Origin of the sequence: Streptomyces sp. NPDC008317, from assembly GCF_042955955.1 — a bacterium.
Classification (GTDB): Bacteria; Actinomycetota; Actinomycetes; order Streptomycetales; family Streptomycetaceae; genus Actinacidiphila.
Map to the genome: position 1 here is coordinate 437,296 of NZ_JBIBFQ010000007.1, position 17,422 is coordinate 454,717.

Consider the following 17,422-nt stretch of genomic DNA (forward strand, 5'->3'; position numbering starts at 1 on the left):
GCGCGGGCGACGGCAGGGACACGGCGGCACGGGGATGGCGGCATGCGGACGACACGCCGTCGTCCGCATGCCGCCATCCGCGCAGGGTAGGCCGGAGCCAGGAACGCCGGAGCGGATTCGGCGCGCATGGCGGCGTGCGGACGGAACAGGGCGGAACAGAGCGACAGTGAACGGCGGCGAGGGAGCACGCATGACGGTGACGGCCCAGGAGCAGCGGTCACGGCTGTCCTCGCCGTGGGCGCGCGGGCTGGGCGCCGCCGCCGCCGGGGCGCTCCCGGCGCTCGCCTTCCCCGCGCCGTCGCTGTGGTGGCTGGCGTACGTGGCGCTGGTGCCGTGGATGCTGCTGGTGCGCTCCGCGGGCAGTGCGCGGCGGGCGGCGCTGGACGGCTGGCTGGGCGGCGCGGGCTTCATGCTGGCGGTGCACCACTGGCTCTTCGCGAGTCTGAACGTGTTCATCGTCGTGCTCGCCCTGCTGCTGGGCGCGCTGTGGGCGCCGTGGGGCTGGCTGGTGCGCAGGCTGCTCGGCGAGGGCACCGGGTCGCGGCGGGCCGCGGCGGCGATGGTGCTGGTGCCGTGCGGCTGGCTGATGGTGGAGCTGGTGCGCTCCTGGCAGTATCTCGGCGGCCCCTGGGGACTGCTGGGCGCCAGCCAGTGGCAGGTGCGGCCCGCGCTGCGGCTGGCCTCCGTCGGCGGGGTGTGGCTGGTCAGCCTCTTGGTGGTGCTCGTCAACACCGCGCTGACCGCGCTCGTCGCGGTGCCCGCCGTCCGCAGGCCCGCGGCGACCGCGCTGGCCACGGCCGCCGTGCTGACCGGCATGGTGTGGCTGTGGGCGCCGCACCCGCAGCAGTCCGGCGCCGTGCGGGTCGCGGTCGTCCAGCCGGGCGTCGTCGTGGGCCCCGAGGCCCGGATCGACCGGCAGGTGGCGCTCACCCGCGGCCTGGTGGGCAGCCACCCGGATCTCGTGGTCTGGGGCGAGAGCAGCGTCGGCTTCGACCTCACCTCGCGGCCCCAGCTGGCGGAGGAGCTGGCGGCCCTCTCCCAGCAGGTCGGCGCCGACATCTTGGTCAATGTCGACGCGGAGCGCGCGGACGGCACGGGCATCTCCAAGACGTCGGTGCTGATCGGCCCGGACGGCGTCACCGGACCCACGTACGACAAGATGCGGCTGGTGCCGTTCGGCGAGTACATCCCCTTCCGGTCGCTGCTCGGCTGGGCCACCTCGGTCGGCAAGGCCGCGGGTGAGGACCGGCAGCGCGGCGACCACCAGGTCGTGATGGACACCGGGACGGTACGGATCGGGCCGCTGATCTGCTTCGAGTCCGCCTTCGCCGACATGAGCCGCAATCTCGCGGACAAGGGCGCCCAGGTGCTGGTGGCGCAGTCGTCCACGTCGTCGTTCCAGGGGTCGTGGGCGCCCGCGCAGCACGCCTCGCTCGCGGCACTGCGGGCAGCGGAGAGCTGGCGGCCGATGGTGCACGCGACCCTGACCGGGATCAGCGCCGTCTACGACGCGAACGGCCACCCGGTCGGGCAGCGGATCAGCGAGAGCAGCAGTACGGCGCGGGTCTACGCGGTGCCGCTGGCCACCGGCCGCAGCCCGTACGACCGGTTCGGCGACTGGGTGCCGCGTCTGGCGCTGCTGCTGGTCGTGCTGGCCGCCGCCTACGAGATCCGGCGCGTGGTGCTGGTCAGGCGGTCAGCTCCCGGACCTCGGTGACGACCCGCTCGCACAGCTCGTGGGTGCGCAGCGCGTCCTGGGCGTCGAGGTGCTTACCCGCGCGGACGGCGTCGAGGAAGGCCAGGGTGATCTGCTCGATGCCGCGCTGCCGGGCCACCGGCACCCAGTCGCCCCGGCGGCGTACCGTCGGCTGGCCCTTGTGGTCGATGACCTCGGCGAGATTCAGCACCTGACGGCGGGTGTCGTCACCGCTGACGTCCAGGCTCTCCTCGGTGGACCCGCTCATCCGGTTCATGGAGCCGATCGCGGTGAAGCCGTCACCCGACAGGTGCAGCACGATGTGGTGGACGAGGCCGGCACGGACCTTGGCGGAGACGTGGACGTCCCGGACGGTGCCGGGGGCCAGGAAGCGCAAGGTGTCGACGACGTGGATGAAGTCGTCGAAGATCATCCCGCGGGCCTCTTCGGGGAGGCCGACGCGGTTCTTCTGCATGAGGATCAGGTCGCGCGGGTGGTCGAGACACTGCGCGTAGGCGGGCGCGTAACGGCGGTTGAAGCCCGCCATGAGCGGGACGCCGCGCTCCTCGGCGAGGGCCACCAGTTGCCGTGCGCCGTCCAGATCGCGGGCGAGCGGCTTGTCGACGTAGACGGGGACGCCCGCTTCGATCAGCCGTCCGGCGATCTCGACGTGGAGGTCGGTGGGCGCGTGCACGAAGGCGGCGTCGAGGCCCTGGTCGAGCAGCGTGTCCAGTGAGGTGTGGCGGTGCGGCAGCCGGTAGGCGTCGCCGATCCGGTCGAGGGTCGCCGGGGTGCGGGTCTGGAGGTGCAGTTCGAGGTCCGGCTGCGAGGCGAGGACCGGCAGATACGCCTTCTGCGCGATGTCACCGAGCCCGATCACGCCGATCTTCCGTGGGGCGCTGCCGGATGCCATGCGCTGCTCCTGTCGTTCCTTCTCGCGGTGTCCCCGCAGCATACGGGGACGGTGCGGGGACGCTTCCGGGGCCTTCGGGGAGCGGGCGTACGGCGCGGCCCCGCGGCGGACCGGCCCCGGACGGGTGAGCGCGCGGTACGCCCCGCCCGGCCGCTCACCCCTGCGGGGCATACCCGGCTCCGCCATGTTTCGGCACAGTTGTCGGAATGCGCCGCCTACCCGTGGTCGTGTTCCTGGTGGCGGCCTCCGCCGCGGCCGGGTGCACCACCGTCTCCGCTCCCCCGGCCCCCGTCCCCGTCCCCGCTCCCGTGCCCGGCAGGGCCGCGCCGCGGGTGGCGGCGCCGGACGGCGGGCCGCTGGTGCCGCGGCCCGACCATGTGCTGCTGGAGACGGCCGAGCCGGATCCGGCCCCTTCCAGGACGCCCTCGCCCGAGCCGGAGCGCGGTGCCGTTGGGCCGGGCGGCCGACCGGGCGCGGGCCCGTACTCCGCGGGTTCAGGGCCGCGGCCTGGCCCTGAGCCGCGGCACCGGCCGGTGCCGCGCTCCCGCTCGGTGCCGCCGCCGACGTCCCTCCCGCGCGGACCGGCAGCGGCGCTGCACGGCGCCGCCGACGTCTGCGCGCTGGGCGAGACCTACGGCGGCTGGGCGAAGGACGGGGACGCGGCCCGGATCTGCCGTCAGTCCTACGGCCGGTGAGCCGGGCCGGACGGGCGGCACGGCTCGCGTCGGCTGACGGCTGACGGCTGACGGCTGACGGCTGACGGCCGAAGGGTGACGGGTGACGGGGGACCGCTGACCCCTGCCCCCTGACGGCTCACGGCTCACGGCTCACGGCTCACGGCTCACGGCTACGGAAGCTGGTCGGAGCCCAGCAGCCGCAACTCCATCCGGGCCACGGCGGCCCGCACCCCGTCCCCGTACGCGTCCTCGGCGAGCACGTCGCACGCCTTGCGGGCCAGGCCGAGGTGGCTGCGGGCCAGCCGGCCCTCGTCCACCTTCGCGTAGGAAGCGGCGAGATTGAGGTGGAGCGACGGGTAGAAGCCGCGGATCTGCGCGGCGCCGGTGGAGCGGCCGGGGCTGTCAGGGCCGCCGGGGCTGTCAGGGCCCCCGCGGGGCTCGGTGCCGCCGCGCGCCGTGACGGCGTCGGCGGCCCGCAACGCCCGCAGGTCCCACGCCAGTTCGTCCTCGGGGTCGTCCTGCGTGTCGGCCATGTAGTGCGCCAGCGTGCAGCGGTGCAGGGGGTCGCCCCGCTCCCCGATCTCGTCCCACAGCGCGCCGAACCGGGTTCTGGCCTCCTCCCGGTCCCCGGCGTGCAGCAGCATCACGACCTGTCCGATCCTGGTCATGATCGCGTCCGGTCCACCCGGCTCGTCCCGTCGCTCCACCCGAGCCTCCTCGCCTCACCCACGAAGCTAACTCGCGGACGCCCCGAGATCGGGGATGCGCCAGTCGATCGGGGTGTGCCCCTGGTCGGCGACGGCCTTGTCGATCTGGGTGAAGGGGCGGCTGCCCATGAAGAGCTTCGCCGACAGCGGCGAGGGGTGCGCGCCCTGGACGACGGCGTGCCGCTCGGTGTCGATCAGCGGCAGCTTCTTCTTCGCGTAGTTCCCCCACAGGACGAAGACGGCCGGGTCGGGGCGGGCCGCCACGGCCTTGATGACCGCGTCGGTGAACTTCTCCCAGCCCTTGCCCTTGTGCGAGTTGGCCTCGCCCTCGCGGACCGTCAGCACCGCGTTGAGCAGCAGGACACCCTGATCGGCCCACGGCATCAGATAGCCGTTGTCCGGAATGGGGTGGCCCAGCTCCTCCTTCATCTCCTTGAAGATGTTCCGCAGCGAGGGCGGCGTCTTCACGCCGGGCCGCACCGAGAAGCACAGTCCGTGCCCCTGTCCCGCGCCGTGGTACGGGTCCTGACCGAGGATCAGCACCTTGACGCGGTCGAACGGCGTCGCCTCCAGCGCCGCGAAGACCTCGTCGCGCGGCGGGAAGATCCGGTGCTCCTCCCGCTCGGCCTCGACGAATTCGGTGAGTTGCTGGAAGTACGGCTTGTCCAACTCCTCGCCGAGAACGGTCTCCCAGGAGTCGGGCAGCATGCTGGGCACGTCAGGAACCTCCGGCAATCGATCCGTTTGCTACTGCCCCAGAACGTACCGCCACCCACTGACATCCCCGCACCCCCGGCCAACTCACCGGCCGGCCCGCCGATCAGCTCACCGATCGGCGTCGGCGGCCTCACCCGCCCGCCGCGCTCAGACGGCGTCCAGCCGGGCCCGCAGCTCCGGGTCCAGGTCCAACTCCACGGCGCCCAGAGCCTCTTCGAGCTGCGCGAGGCTGCTCACCCCGACCACGGGAACCACCGGCAGCGCGCCGCCCATCTGCCAGGCCAGGACGACCTGGTTGGGCGTCGCGCCCGCCTCGGCCGCGACCTCCCGCAGCACTTCGAGCCTGCGGTGCGACAGGGGGTGGTCGTACTGCGCGAGCAGTTCCTTGTCGGTGCGGGTGTAGGCGCCGCTCATCAACGGCCCGTACGCCATCAGCGTCATGTCGTCGTTCGAGGCGACCAGGTCCTGCATGTCGTCGCGGGCGTACCACTGCGCGCCCCACTCGCCGCCCGGCACGGGCCACAGGTAGGTGTAGCGCTGCTGCACGCACGTGTAGCCGGGCAGCCCGTGGTCGGCGGCATACTGCCGGGCCGCGCCGACGCGCCAGGCGGCGTGGTTGCTGCATCCCAGGACGCGGGTGCTGCCGCCGCGCACGACGTCCGCGAATGCCTGGACGGTCTCGGCCATCGGCACGTCGCGGTCCTCGACGTGCGCGTAGTACACGTCGACGTGGTCGGTGCCCAGCCGCCGCAGGCTGCCCTCGATCCCGGCCTCGATCGCCTTGGCCGACAGCCCTTCCCAGGCGTCGGGCCACACGGCCGTCGATCCGACGGGCGGCCGGGCCCCGACCTTGGTGGCGACGACGGTACGGTCCCTGGCGCCGCGGCTGTGCAGCCAGCGGCCGAGCAGCAGTTCGCTCTCGTCGCCGGTGCCGCCGGGGGCCCAGACCGAGTAGTTGTTGGCGGTGTCGACATAGGTGCCGCCCGCCTCGGCGAAGCGGTCCAGGATCGCGAAGGACGTGGCTTCGTCCACGGTCGTGCCGAACGGCAGGATGCCCAGGCACAGGGCGCTGACCTCGGGCCCCGCGCCTCCTGCGAGTGTGCGGTAACGCATGTGCGGTCTCCGTAATCCGTAACGTGGGAAGTCCTCGGCGGGCGACCGTCGCGGTCACCCACACGAGGACTGTGCACGTTGGAGTACGGACGAAGGCAAGCCCGCGCGTCCGGGCCGCGTTCGTACGGGCCGACTCGCGGACCCCTCGGACGGCCGCCGCTACGCGACCCCCGCCTGGAGGAAGAGCCCGCCGTCGAGGACGAGATTCTGCCCGGTGATCCAGCTCGCCTGGTCGGAGAGCAGGAAGGCGGCGGCGCCGCCGATGTCCTCGGGCAGACCGAGCCGCTTGAGCGGGTACGCGGCCGCGGCCTCCGCCTCCCGGCCCTCGTACAGCGCGGCGGCGAATTTCGTCTTCACCACGGCGGGCGCGACGGAGTTGACCCGGACGCCGGGCGCCATCTCCGCGGCGAGCTGCACCGTGAGGTTGATCATCGCGGCCTTGCTGATGCCGTAGGCGCCGATGAGCGGCGAGGGGGCGAGGCCCGCGACGGAGGCGACGTTGACGATCGCGCCGCCGTTCTCCTTCTGCCACGCCTTCCACGTCTGCTGGGCGAAGCCGAGCGCGGAGATGACGTTGGTCTCGTACACCTTGCGGGCGACGCCGAGGTCGAGGTCGGCGAGCAGCCCGTAGACCGGGTTGGTGCCCGCGTTGTTGGCGAGGTAGTCGACGCGGCCGAACGCCTCCATGGTGCGTTCCACGGCGACGGCCTGGTGCGCCTCGTCGTGGGCCTTGCCCGCGACGCCGATGGCGCGGTCGGCGCCGAGCTTCTCGACGGCTTCCTTGAGCGCGTCCTCGTTGCGCCCGGTGATGCACACCCGGTCGCCGCGGGCGACGAGGGCTTCGGCGATGCCGTAGCCGATGCCCCGGCTGGCGCCGGTGACGAGGGCGACACGCCCGCTGTCGGGGGGCTGGGTCATGGTCTGGGGCCTCCGGCCTGTCGGTTGTGGGGTGTCACTCGGTCGGCGCGGCGCGCGTCAGTCGAGCGGGCCACCGGCCACGTACAGGACCTGGCCGGACACGAAGCCGGCCTGCTCGCCGGTGAAGAAGGCGATGGCGTTCGCGACGTCGTCGGGGACGCCGACCCGCTGGACCGGGATCTGGGTGGCGGCGGCGGCCTTGAAGTCGTCGAAGCCCATGCCGACGCGCGCGGCGGTGGCGGCGGTCATGTCGGTGGCGATGAAGCCGGGCGCGACGGCGTTGGCGGTGACGCCGAACTTGCCGAGTTCGAAGGCGAGGGTCTTGGTGAAGCCCTGGAGACCGGCCTTGGCGGCCGAGTAGTTGACCTGGCCGCGGTTGCCGAGCGCGGAGGACGAGGAGAGGTTGACGACGCGGCCGAACGCGGCGTCCACCATGTGCTTCTGGACGGCGCGGGTCATCAGGAAGGCGCCGCGCAGGTGCACGTTCATGACCGTGTCCCAGTCGGACGCGCTCATCTTGAACAGCAGATTGTCGCGGAGCACGCCCGCGTTGTTCACCAGGATCGTCGGCGCGCCCAGCTCCTGGACCACCTTGGCGACGGCCGCCTCGACCTGCGCCTCGTCGGACACGTCGGCGCCGACCGCGATGGCCTTGCCGCCCGCCGCGGTGATCGTCTCGACGGTGTCCTTGCAGGCGCTCTCGTCGAGGTCGAGTACGGCGACGGCGCGGCCCTCGGCGGCCAGACGCACCGCGGTGGCGGCGCCGATTCCGCGCGCGGCACCGGTGACGATCGCGACGCGCTGCTCGGTGGTGGACATCTGATCTCCTCAGCCCTGTGGTGCGGCGCCGTCCGTGCCCGGCCCGCGCCTGGCACATGAGCGACCGCTTAGTAGGTCCCGTTGCCGAAACCGTAGGAGCGCCGTGACCCTGTGTCAACGCCACCACGGCCGATGTGGCTCAGGGCACGGCTGTGCGAGATGGCTCAGCGCACCAACAGCTCCAGCAGCCGGTCCGCCTCCCGGCCCGCGTCCGCGGTGAGACCGGTGTGGATCGGGCCCGGCTGCACGATGGTGCTGCGCGGCGCGGTGAGCCAGCGGAAACGGCGTCCGGGGTCGTCCCCAGCCGCCTGTCCCGCCCGCTCGCCGCCCTCGCAGATGTCCTCGTAGCCGCGCAGCGCCACCCGCACGCCGAGCACGTCCACCTCCGCGTCCAGGCAGCGCAGCCTGGCCTCGTCCAGGTGCACACGGGCCCCGACGAAGCCCTGCGCGCGGCAGTACACCAGCACGCCCGCGTTGATCATCTCGCCGCGCTCGATCCGCGGCACCACGCGCACCAGCGCGTACTCGAAGACGTCCCGGCCGGTCACTGGGCGTTCTTCCCCTCGACCCAGGTCCGCAGCCACTCCGGCGGCGGCTGTTTCTCCTCCTGCCGGGGCGCGAGCGTGGTCCGCAGGTGTACGTCCCCGGCGCGGGCCAGCAGCAGCTCGCGGTAGGCGCGGCGTACGTCGTCGGGCGAGTCGAACCCCGGCTCGTCGGTCAGCCACTCGTCGGGGACCAGCGCGGTCACCTCGGCGAGCAGCGCGTCGGTGACGAGTGGCCCCAACTCGGCCGCCGCGGCGGCCGGATCGGGCGAGAAGCGTGACAGCGCGTGGTCGGCGGCGTTGTACGGCTTGTCGGAAGCGGCTCGCGCCGTACGCCAGTTGTGGTGCCAGATCAGTGAGGCGCCGTGGTCGATGAGCCACAAGTCCCGGTGCCAGACCAGCATGTTAGGATTCCGCCACGATCTGTCGACGTTGCCGATGAGCGCGTCGAACCAGACGATGCGGCTCGCCTCCGCGGTGTCCACGGGGAAGACCAGTGGATCGAAGCCGAGAGATCCGGGCAGGAAGTCCATTCCGAGATTGAGCCCGCCGCTCGCCTTCAGCAGATCCTGGATCTCCTGGTCGGGCTCGCCGGGCGCGATGGCCGGATCGAAGTGGAAGCGCACCAGCTCCGGCACCCGCAGGCCCAGCCGCCTGGCCAGCTCGCCCGCGATCACCTCGGCGATCAGCGCCTTGCGGCCCTGGGCCGCGCCGGTGAACTTCACGACGTACGTACCGAGATCGTCGGCCTCGACGACACCGGGCACCGAGCCGCCCTCGCGCAGCGGCGTCACATAGCGGATGCCCGTCACTTCTCTCAACATCGCTCCAGGCTAATGGGCCAGAGTCCCCTCATGGACACCGATAACCCGGCACCTGACCTCGCGCGTGACCCGGCGCGCGCCCCGCTCCGTACCCCTTCCGGCGACCTGCCCCGCCAACTCGCCCGCACCCAGCGCTTCTCGCTCGGTGTGCCCCGCTCCTTCACCCTCTCCCCCGACGGCGGGAGGCTGCTCTTCCTGCGCACCCGCGGCGGCGAGGACCGTACGAGCTGTCTGTGGCTGCTCGCGGACGGCGAGGAGCGGCTGCTGGCCGATCCGGACGCGCTCGGCGCCGCGCCGGGCGAGGTGCCGGAGGCGGAGCTGGTCAGGCGCGAGCGGACCAGGGAACGCAGCGGCGGCATCGTCGCGTACGCCACCGACGCCGCCGCGCGCACCGTCGTCTTCGCGCTGGACGGTGCCTTGTGGACGGTGCGGACCGACGGCGGCGCGGCGCGCCCGGTCGCCACCGCCGGGCCCGTGGTCGACCCGCGGCCGGACCCGGCCGGGCGGCGCGTTGCGTATGTGACGGAGGGCGCGCTGCGGGTGGCGGACCTCGACGGCGGCGCCGATCTGCTGCTCGCCGCGCCGGAGACCGCGGACGTGACGTGGGGGCTCGCCGAGCACGTGGCGGCGGAGGAGATGCACCGGTACCGCGGCCACTGGTGGTCGCCCGACGGCGCCGCGGTCCTGACCGCCCGCGTCGACACCGCCCGCGTCCGACGCTGGTGGATCTCCGACCCGGCCGATCCCGCCAAGCCGCCGCGCGCGGTGCCCTACCCGACGGCGGGCACGGCCAACGCCGACGTCTCGCTGCACCTGCTGGGTCTGGACGGGACGCGCACCGAGGTCCGCTGGGACCGCGCGGCGTACGAATATCTGACGAGCGCGGACTGGGACGCGCACGGCCCGCTGCTGGCGGTCCAGAGCCGGGACCAGCGGACGGTACGGGTGCTCGCCGCCGACCCCGGCAGCGGCGGGACGCGGCTGCTGCACGAACAGCGCGACCCGGCGTGGGTGCAACTGATCCCCGGCACGCCCGCCAGGACCGGGTCCGGCGCGCTGGTGCACACCGCGGACACCGGCGGGTCCCGGCGGCTGACGGTCGGCGGCGAGCCGGTGACGCCGGACGGTCTGCACGTCCGCGAAGTCCTCGGCGCGGCGGGCGAGTCGGTGCTCTTCACCGCCTGCGACGAGCCGACCGAGGAGCACCTGTGGTCGTACGACCGCGAGCGCGGCCCCGTACGGCTCAGCTCCGGTCCCGGCGTGCACACCGGCCTGCGCGCGGGCGGCACACTGCTGCTCGACTCCCGCACCGAGCGCGGCCACCGCACGACGCTGCTGCGCGACGGCGGTCAGCAGACCGCGGTCGGCTGCCTGGCAGCGGAGCCCGTCCTGACCCCGCGCGTGACCTGGCTGCGGGCCGGTGAGCGGGAGATCCGTACGGCGCTGCTGCTGCCGTCCTGGTACGAGCCGGGCGGCGGGCCGCTGCCGGTGCTGGTCGCCTCCTACGGCGGGCCCGCGATGCGGCTGGTGACGCGCGGCGGGGGCTGGTCGATGTACGAGGCGCAGTGGTTCGCCGAGGAGGGCTTCGCGGTGGTCGTCGCGGACGGGCGCGGCACACCCGCGCGCGGCCCGGCCTGGGAGAAGACCGTGCGCGGTGACTCGCTCAGCGCGCCGATCGAGGACCAGGTCACGGCGCTGCGCGCGGCGGCCGAGCACTGCCCCGACCTCGACCTCGGGCGGGTCGGGATCCGCGGCTGGTCGTACGGCGGCACCCTGGCCACCGCGGCGGTGATCCGCCGGCCCGAGGTCTTCCACGCGGCGGTCAGCGGCGCGGCGCCGAGCGACCAGCGGCTGTACGACACGCACTGGCGGGAGCGCTTCCTCGGCCACCCGGACGAGGAGCCCGCCGCGTACGACCGCTCGTCGCCGATCGGCGAGGCCGCGGACCTGCGGCGCCCGCTGCTGCTGGTGCACGGCATGGCGGACGACAACGTGGTGGTGGCGCACACGCTGCGGATGTCGGCGGCCCTGCTCGCGGCCCACCGCCCGCACCAGGTGCTGCCGCTGTCGAACGTCACGCACTCGCCGACGGACGAGACGGTGGTGGAGGGACTCCTGAGGCACCAGGTGAACTTCTTGCGTGCGGCGTTGAACGTTCCGGAGCGGACGCCCGTATGAGACGGCACGCGTGACACCACGCTGCCGGGCGGTGTCCCTCCGCCGCCCGGCCCCACGAACGGACAGGACGCACCTCATGGCAGAGACCCCCCGATTCTCCGTGCCTCCCACGCGTCGCGGCTTCGTAGCGGCGGCGGGCGGCGTGGGACTCGCCGCGGCCTTGGCCGCCTGCGGCAGCTCGGACGACTCGTCGAACGCCGCCTCCGACTCCGCGTCGCCGTCGGACGCCGGGGCGCCGACGACCTCGGCCGGCGCGGACCCCACCACGTCGGACGCGGGCACGGCGCCCACCTCGTCCGCGGCCTCCGGTGGCGGCGGCACCGCGCTCGGCAAGACCTCGGACGTCCCGGTCGGCGGCGGGAAGATCTACGCCGACCAGAAGGTGGTCGTCACCCAGCCGACCGCCGGGCAGTACAAGGCGTTCTCCTCGACCTGCACCCACTCGGGCTGCCAGGTCGGCAGCGTGTCCGACGGCACGATCAACTGCCCTTGCCACGGCAGCAAGTTCCACGTGGCCGACGGCAGCGTCGCCAGCGGCCCGGCGACGAGGCCGCTGCCTTCGGAGAACGTGACGGTGTCGGGTGACCAGGTGATGCTCGGTAGCTGATCGGTCCGGACGTACGGCTCACGGGCTCACGGGTCTACGGGTCTACGGGTCTACGGGCTTACTGGCTTACGTCGTCGGCTGCGGTGCCGGGCGCGGCGGGTGGGTGCCGCGTCCGGCGCCGGGCGGCGACCGGAATCCGAGGCGGCCAACAGCGCTTCGGGACAACGGTGTTGTGGCGCTCGCGTCACCGCTTCCAGGCGGCCAGGATGTCGTCGGTCGTCGTCACCGTGGCGACCAGCGACAGGCTGTGCCGGACGACGGCCGCCGCGTAGTCGGCGGGGACTCCGGCGACGGCGTCGGCGGGCAGCACCACGTCGTAGCCGAGATTGACGGCGTCGAAGACCGCGTTGGGGACCGCGATGTTGAGCGAGACCCCGGTGACGATCAGGGTCCGGCAGCCGAGGTTGCGCAGCAGCGCGTCGACGTCGGTGCCCGCGATCGGCGAGAGGCCGTGCAGCCGGGTGACCGTCAGGTCGGTGTCGGCGACCGGGATCTCCTCGGTGAGCCGTACGGCGTCGGTGCCGTCGAGCTGCTTGACCGGCAGCCGGTCGGCGGCGCGGAACAGCCGGGCGTTGCGGTTGGCGCCGCGTCCGTCCGGGCGGCGGATCGCGACGGCGTGCAGGACGGCGGCGCCCGCGGCGTGCGCGCCCGCGACCAGGCGGCCGACGCGGTCCAGCACGCCCGAGTCGCGTGCCGCGGCGGCCAGTTCGGGCAGCGCGCTGTCGCTCCCGACCACACCGCGCTGGCACTCGACGGTCAGCAGCGCGGTGGTCGCGGGCCGCAGCAGTGCGGCGAGGCGGTCGGCGGAGGTCATGGCGCGCACCATAATTGACGGTCCGTCAGATCGGAAGGGATCAGGGGCTGGACCCTCGCGGTCCGGTGCCGGATGATTCCGGCGGAGGACCTGACATGGGATCAGCTCCTCGTCAGCCATGGGCGATGCGCACGGAGGTGCCATGACCGCCACCCAGCGTCGGGGCCGCAGGATCATGATGAGCGCGGCGGAGATCGACGTCTTCCTCGCCGGACACCGCACCTGCCGGGTCGCGACCGTCTCGCCGGACGGCCGTCCGCACGCGGGCGCCCTGTGGTTCGCCTGGGACGGCACCTCGCTCTGGCTCTACTCCCTGGTCCGCAGCCGCCGTTGGGCCGACCTGCGGCGCGACCCGCGGATCGCCGTGGTCGTGGACGACGGCGAGGACTACGGCGAGCTGCGCGGCGTCGAGCTGTCCGGCTCGGTCGACTTCGTCGGCGAGGCCCCCCGTACCGGCGTGCCGCACCCCGAACTCGACACACCGGAACGCCTTTTCTCCGAGCGGAATTTCGGCCTGCCCGCGATGCCGCACGACGGACGGCACGCGTGGCTGCGGCTGACACCGGAGCGGGTCGTCTCGTGGGACTTCACGAAGATGGCCGCCGCGGCGGCCGGGCCGGAGCCGGGGCGCCCCTGAATCCGCCGGCCGGCGCGAGCCCCACCGTCGGACCGGATTCCGGAGGCCGCTGCGGGCCGGGCTCCGTACCGCTTCGCCGGGGGTCAGTCGCCCACGCGTCCCGCCGAGCGGCGCAGGGCCTCGACCGCCACGCGGATGGCGGGGCGACGGTCCGCGTCCTCGCGCCAGACGGCGTAGACATGGCGGCGCATGGTGTGCTGGACGGGGGCGATGCGGACGCCCCCGGGCATCGGGTCGCGGCCGAGGCGGGGCATGACGGCGACGCCGAGACCGGCGGCGACGAGGGCGAGCACGGTGGCGTGCTCCTCGGCGTGGTGCGCGATCCGCGGTTCGATGCCCTTGCCGCGCAGGGTGAACAGCAGCCATTCGTTGCAGAAACCGCCGTCGGGCCAGGCGATCCAGTCCTCGTCGATCAGTTCGTCCAGCTCGATCTGGTCGCAGCCCTCCAGCCGGTGCCCCACGGGCAGCGCGATGTCGGCGATGTCGTCGACGAGGGGCGCCTTGGCGAGGCCGCCGGGCAGCGACAGCGGCTTGTTGTACCAGTCGAGGACGACCGCGAGGTCGATGTCGCCGCGGGCCAGCCGGGCCAGCGACTCCTGCGGCTCCAGCTCGTGCACGACGGTCCTGAGCTGCGGGTGCTCGCGCCGCAGCGCGTTGAGGGCGTCGGGGAACAGGCCCCGGACGGCGGTGGGGAAGGCGCCGGCCCGCAGTTCGCCGACGGCGGCGCCCCGGTGCGCCTCCAGGTCGGCGTGCGCCAGCTCGACCAGGGACAGTATCCGGTCGGCGTGCCCGGACAGCAGCCGTCCCGCGTCGGTCAGCCGTACCCCGCGGCCGTTCTTCGTGAGCAGGGACTGGCCGGTCTCCCGCTCCAGCTTCGCCATCTGCTGCGACACGGCCGAGGTCGTCACACTCAGCACGTCCGCCGCGGCGGACACCGAGCCGTAGGTGTCGATGGCGTGCAGGACGCGCAGGCGCTCCAGACTCAACATGTTAGTAATCCTACGTCGTCCGTGTACAAATTCTCGCTTGTTCTACGAGGTCGAACGCGCCATCGTAGTCGCATGACCGCACCCGCCGAGCCCAGGACAGCCGCTTCCGCTCCCGTCTCCCCGACACCCGCCTCCTCTTCGCCCCGCTCCGGCCGGACCTCGCTCCGCATACCGCGCAGGACCGTCGACTGGCGGATCCGCTTCGCCGCGCTCGGCCTGGTCTGGGGCTTCAGCTTCCTGTTCATGAAGGTGGGCAACGAGGCGTTCGCGCCCCTCCAGGTCACGCTCGGCCGGATGGTCTTCGGCACGGCGGTGCTGGCCGTGGCCGTCGCGGTCAAGCGGGAGCGGCTGCCGCGCGGACCGCGCGTCTGGCTGCACCTGGCGGTCGCCGCGGTACTGCTCAACGCGCTGCCGTTCTCGCTCTTCGCCTACTCCGAGCAGACCATCCCGTCGATGCTGGCGGGGATATGCAACGCGGCGACACCGCTGTTCTCGATGCTGGTGTCCGTGGTCGCGCTGTCGGAGGACCGGCCCTCGCGGCAGCGCTTCGCGGGAGTCGGCCTCGGCTTCATCGGCGTGCTGACCGTGCTCGGCGCCTGGCAGGGCTTCTCAGGACAGGACCCCAAGGGCACGATCATGGCGCTCACCGCGGCCTTCAGCTACGCGGTCGGCTGGGCGTACGTGCGCCGCACCCTGTCCGGCACGGGCAGCTCCCACCTGGCCATGTCCGCGAGCCAGTTGAGCCTCGGCACCGCGCAACTGCTGCTGGTCACGCCGTTCTTCACCTCGATGCCCGACGCGTACCCGCTCAAGTCGGTGCTGTCGGTGCTGGCGCTGGGCGCGCTCGGCACCGGGGTCGCCTTCCTCATCCAGTACGGCCTGGTCGCGGAGAAGGGGCCGACGATCGGCTCGATGGTCACCTACCTCATCCCGATCGTGGCCACCGCCGCCGGTGTCCTGCTGCTCGGCGAGGCACTGAGCTGGAACGAGCCGGTCGGCGCCGCCGTCATCCTGATCGGCGCGGCCCTCACCCAGCGCCGCCCCAAGGCCGCGCCCGCACCGGAACCGGACCCGGCCGCCGTGCCCGTGGAGGCCGAGGTCCGGCTCCAGACGCTGATACGGACGGAGGGCGCGATGCCCGCCGCGGAGCCCCGGTCCGCGGCCGAGCCCGCGGCGAACGCACCCGCTTCGGCCGTCAGGGCTCAGCCGTAGCGGCCCGCGCCTGACGCCGCGCCCGGCCCCGCCGGGCGCAGTACGGCGGCGACGGCGTCGGCCAGCGGGACGACGTCGGCGGGGGCGAGCGCGGAGACGGTCAGCCGGATGCCCGGCGGTGAGGCCAGCCGGAAGCGGGCGCCCGGCGCCACCGCCCAGCCGCGCTGGAGCAGCCCGGCCACCGCGCCGGTCTCGTCACTGACCGGCACCCATACGTTCATGCCGCTGCGGCCGTGCGCCGTGATCCCGCGCTCGGCCAGCGCCCGCACCAGACCGTCGCGCCGCTCCCCGTAGGACCGCGCGGTGCGGGCCGGATCGACGGCGCCGGACTCCCAGAGGTGGACGACGGCCCGTTGCAGCAGGTGGCTGACCCATCCGGCACCGAGGCGGTGCCGCCCGCGCACGCGGTCGACGGTCACGGCGTCGCCGGTGTAGAGCGCGAGCCGCAGGTCGGGGCCGTACGCCTTGGCGGTGGAGCGGACCAGCGCCCAGTGGTCGGTGACCCCGGACAGGCAGTGCAGCGGCAGGTCGACCAGACCGTGTACGTGGTCGTCGTCGATGACCAGCACCTGCCGGTGGTCGGCGAGCAGGGCGCGCAACTCCCGGGCGCGGGCGGCCGAGACGGCCGCGCCGGTCGGATTCTGTCCCCGGTCGGTGACGACGAGCGCCCGGGCGCCCGCCCGGACGGCCCGCGCCACGTCCTCGGTGAGCGGTCCCTCGTCGTCCACGCCGACGGGGACGGCGCGCAGCCCCATCGCCGGCACGAGGTCGAGGGTGCTGCCCCAGCCGGGGTCCTCGACGGCCACGGCGTCGCCGGGCCGCAGATGGGCGGCCAGGACGCGCTCGATGGCGTCCAGCGAGCCGGAGGTGATGCCGATCGGCCCGCCGGGAACGCCGTCCGCGTCGAACGCGGCGCGGGCCGCCGCCGCCAGTTCGGGATCGACCGGGACGGCGCCGTAGAGCGCGGGTGCCTCCGCGTGGCGGGCTGCGGCGGCGGCGAGCGCCCCGTCGAGCGGCGGCAGCAGCGCGAGGTCGGGGTTGCCCGAGGCGATGTCGCGGACGCCCGCCGGGACGTCGATCCGGATCTCGTCACGGGGCGCGGTGGCGGGCCGTGACCGTACCCGGCTGCCGCGCCGCCTCGCCGTCTCGATCACCCCGCGGTCGCGCAGCAGCCGGTAGGCGGCGGCCACGGTGTTCGGGTTGACGTCCAACTCCTGGGCCAGTTCCCGCAGCGGCGGCAGCGCCTCACCGGGACGCAGCGCGCCCGTGCCGACCGCGCTCTCGACGCTGGCGGCGATATCCGATGCGCCCCGACCTGTGATCCGGTAATCTCCTAGCACAAACCTTATTATGCACTAGTGCAAAGGATCTCGCCATGGCCTCCGCACCTCCCGTCGGATATCCGCCCACCGACCGCACCGTCCCGACCCGCAGCCGCGAACGCGCCGCGTACGACCGGGAGATGGTGCACGGCATCCTGGACGAGGGCTATGTGTGCCACCTCGGCTTCATCCGCGACGGCGCGCCGGTCGTGCTGCCGACGCTCTACGCCAGGTCGGGCGAGCGGCTGTACGTGCACGGTTCGACCGGGTCCCGGCCGCTGCGCGGGGCGCGGGCCGACGACGGGCTCGCGGTCTGCCTCACCGTCACCCACGTCGACGGCCTGGTGCTGGCCCGGTCCGCCTTCCACCACTCGATCAACTACCGCTCGGTGGTGGTGCACGGCATCGCCCGCCAGGTGACCGACCCGGCCGAGCGGTCGCTCGCGCTGGACGCGATCGTCGAGCAGGCCGTGCCCGGACGCGCCGCCGACTCCCGCCGGGCGGACGCGAAGGAGCTGGCCGCCACCGCCGTCATCCGGCTCGACCTGCTGGAGGTCTCGGCGAAGCTCCGCACCGGCGGCCCCAACGACGAGCCGGAGGACATCTCGCTCCCCTACTGGACCGGCGTGGTCCCGGTCGCCAGGACCTACGGCGCCCCGATCCCGGCGGACGACCTCGACCCGTCGATACCGCTGCCCGGCTACCTGCCCGGCCGACCGGGAAAGTGAGGGCCGCGG

General features: G+C 73.6%; 18 protein-coding genes. 7 read left to right on the forward strand and 11 right to left on the reverse strand.

Features of this window, described 5'->3' with window-relative positions; all coding sequences use genetic code 11:
* Positions 1 to 190 precede the first annotated feature (190 nt).
* Positions 191 to 1,717 carry an apolipoprotein N-acyltransferase gene (gene lnt, locus ACFY9V_RS24570; RefSeq protein WP_391162910.1) on the forward strand — a complete coding sequence of 509 codons (1,527 nt, stop codon included), beginning with the start codon at positions 191 to 193 and terminating at the stop codon, positions 1,715 to 1,717.
* Here the strand turns inward: lnt and ACFY9V_RS24575 are convergent.
* On the reverse strand, positions 1,689 to 2,609 hold the full coding sequence (locus tag ACFY9V_RS24575; RefSeq protein WP_355335634.1) for a Gfo/Idh/MocA family oxidoreductase: 921 nt from the start codon (positions 2,607 to 2,609) through the stop codon (positions 1,689 to 1,691). The genes lnt and ACFY9V_RS24575 overlap by 29 nt on opposite strands.
* 206 nt (positions 2,610 to 2,815) lie before the next feature.
* Here ACFY9V_RS24575 and ACFY9V_RS24580 point away from each other — a divergent pair, with 206 nt between their 5' ends.
* Positions 2,816 to 3,304 (forward strand): hypothetical protein, encoded by a 489-nt coding sequence (locus ACFY9V_RS24580; RefSeq protein ID WP_355335637.1) that lies wholly within the window; start codon positions 2,816 to 2,818, stop codon positions 3,302 to 3,304.
* Positions 3,305 to 3,456: 152 nt separating this feature from the next.
* Here ACFY9V_RS24580 and ACFY9V_RS24585 read toward each other — a convergent pair whose 3' ends face one another.
* The 7 genes from ACFY9V_RS24585 to ACFY9V_RS24615 form a co-directional block, all read right to left on the reverse strand.
* The gene (locus tag ACFY9V_RS24585) at positions 3,457 to 3,993 is read right to left on the reverse strand and encodes a hypothetical protein (RefSeq protein WP_391162911.1); all 537 of its coding nucleotides are present in this window, start codon (positions 3,991 to 3,993) and stop codon (positions 3,457 to 3,459) included.
* A 27-nt stretch (positions 3,994 to 4,020) separates the two neighbouring features.
* A complete protein-coding gene (gene ung, locus ACFY9V_RS24590; RefSeq protein WP_355335794.1) occupies positions 4,021 to 4,701 on the reverse strand; it encodes a uracil-DNA glycosylase in 681 nt (226 codons plus the stop codon).
* 156 nt (positions 4,702 to 4,857) lie between these two features.
* Positions 4,858 to 5,823, reverse strand: coding sequence for an aldo/keto reductase (locus tag ACFY9V_RS24595; protein WP_391051161.1), 966 nt, complete (start codon positions 5,821 to 5,823; stop codon positions 4,858 to 4,860).
* Between the two features lie 159 nt (positions 5,824 to 5,982).
* On the reverse strand, positions 5,983 to 6,741 hold the full coding sequence (locus ACFY9V_RS24600) for a glucose 1-dehydrogenase (protein ID WP_391125567.1): 759 nt from the start codon (positions 6,739 to 6,741) through the stop codon (positions 5,983 to 5,985).
* A gap of 57 nt (positions 6,742 to 6,798) precedes the next feature.
* Entirely contained in the window at positions 6,799 to 7,560 is a 762-nt protein-coding gene (fabG, locus tag ACFY9V_RS24605) for a 3-oxoacyl-ACP reductase FabG (RefSeq protein WP_391125570.1), read from the reverse strand.
* A gap of 164 nt (positions 7,561 to 7,724) precedes the next feature.
* A complete protein-coding gene (locus ACFY9V_RS24610; RefSeq protein WP_355335651.1) occupies positions 7,725 to 8,108 on the reverse strand; it encodes a DUF3037 domain-containing protein in 384 nt (127 codons plus the stop codon).
* A complete protein-coding gene (locus ACFY9V_RS24615) occupies positions 8,105 to 8,926 on the reverse strand; it encodes a HipA family kinase (RefSeq protein ID WP_355335654.1) in 822 nt (273 codons plus the stop codon). The genes ACFY9V_RS24610 and ACFY9V_RS24615 overlap by 4 nt, the downstream gene beginning before the upstream one ends.
* 30 nt (positions 8,927 to 8,956) lie before the next feature.
* Between ACFY9V_RS24615 and ACFY9V_RS24620 the strand changes: the two genes are divergently transcribed.
* Together ACFY9V_RS24620 and ACFY9V_RS24625 are read left to right on the forward strand one after the other, a co-directional pair.
* Positions 8,957 to 11,104 (forward strand): prolyl oligopeptidase family serine peptidase, encoded by a 2,148-nt coding sequence (locus ACFY9V_RS24620; protein WP_391162913.1) that lies wholly within the window; start codon positions 8,957 to 8,959, stop codon positions 11,102 to 11,104.
* A gap of 76 nt (positions 11,105 to 11,180) precedes the next feature.
* A complete protein-coding gene (locus ACFY9V_RS24625; RefSeq protein WP_355335660.1) occupies positions 11,181 to 11,711 on the forward strand; it encodes a Rieske (2Fe-2S) protein in 531 nt (176 codons plus the stop codon).
* A gap of 184 nt (positions 11,712 to 11,895) precedes the next feature.
* Here the strand turns inward: ACFY9V_RS24625 and ACFY9V_RS24630 are convergent, their stop codons facing one another.
* Positions 11,896 to 12,525 carry an isochorismatase family protein gene (locus ACFY9V_RS24630; RefSeq protein ID WP_355335663.1) on the reverse strand — a complete coding sequence of 210 codons (630 nt, stop codon included), beginning with the start codon at positions 12,523 to 12,525 and terminating at the stop codon, positions 11,896 to 11,898.
* Between the two features lie 142 nt (positions 12,526 to 12,667).
* Here ACFY9V_RS24630 and ACFY9V_RS24635 point away from each other — a divergent pair, with 142 nt between their 5' ends.
* The gene (locus tag ACFY9V_RS24635) at positions 12,668 to 13,162 is read left to right on the forward strand and encodes a pyridoxamine 5'-phosphate oxidase family protein (protein ID WP_391162916.1); all 495 of its coding nucleotides are present in this window, start codon (positions 12,668 to 12,670) and stop codon (positions 13,160 to 13,162) included.
* An 83-nt stretch (positions 13,163 to 13,245) separates the two neighbouring features.
* Here the strand turns inward: ACFY9V_RS24635 and ACFY9V_RS24640 are convergent, their stop codons facing one another.
* A complete protein-coding gene (locus ACFY9V_RS24640; protein WP_355335669.1) occupies positions 13,246 to 14,151 on the reverse strand; it encodes a LysR family transcriptional regulator in 906 nt (301 codons plus the stop codon).
* Between the two features lie 72 nt (positions 14,152 to 14,223).
* On the opposite strand from ACFY9V_RS24640, the gene ACFY9V_RS24645 reads away from it, so the two are divergent.
* Positions 14,224 to 15,363, forward strand: coding sequence for an EamA family transporter (locus tag ACFY9V_RS24645; RefSeq protein WP_391162917.1), 1,140 nt, complete (start codon positions 14,224 to 14,226; stop codon positions 15,361 to 15,363).
* Here the strand turns inward: ACFY9V_RS24645 and ACFY9V_RS24650 are convergent.
* Complete coding sequence (locus tag ACFY9V_RS24650) at positions 15,354 to 16,703, reverse strand: aminotransferase class I/II-fold pyridoxal phosphate-dependent enzyme (protein WP_391162919.1); 1,350 nt, start codon at positions 16,701 to 16,703, stop codon at positions 15,354 to 15,356. The genes ACFY9V_RS24645 and ACFY9V_RS24650 overlap by 10 nt on opposite strands.
* A 35-nt stretch (positions 16,704 to 16,738) precedes the next feature.
* Between ACFY9V_RS24650 and ACFY9V_RS24655 the strand changes: the two genes are divergently transcribed.
* The gene (locus tag ACFY9V_RS24655) at positions 16,739 to 17,413 is read left to right on the forward strand and encodes a pyridoxamine 5'-phosphate oxidase family protein (RefSeq protein ID WP_391162920.1); all 675 of its coding nucleotides are present in this window, start codon (positions 16,739 to 16,741) and stop codon (positions 17,411 to 17,413) included.
* The last annotated feature ends 9 nt before the right edge of the window (positions 17,414 to 17,422 follow it).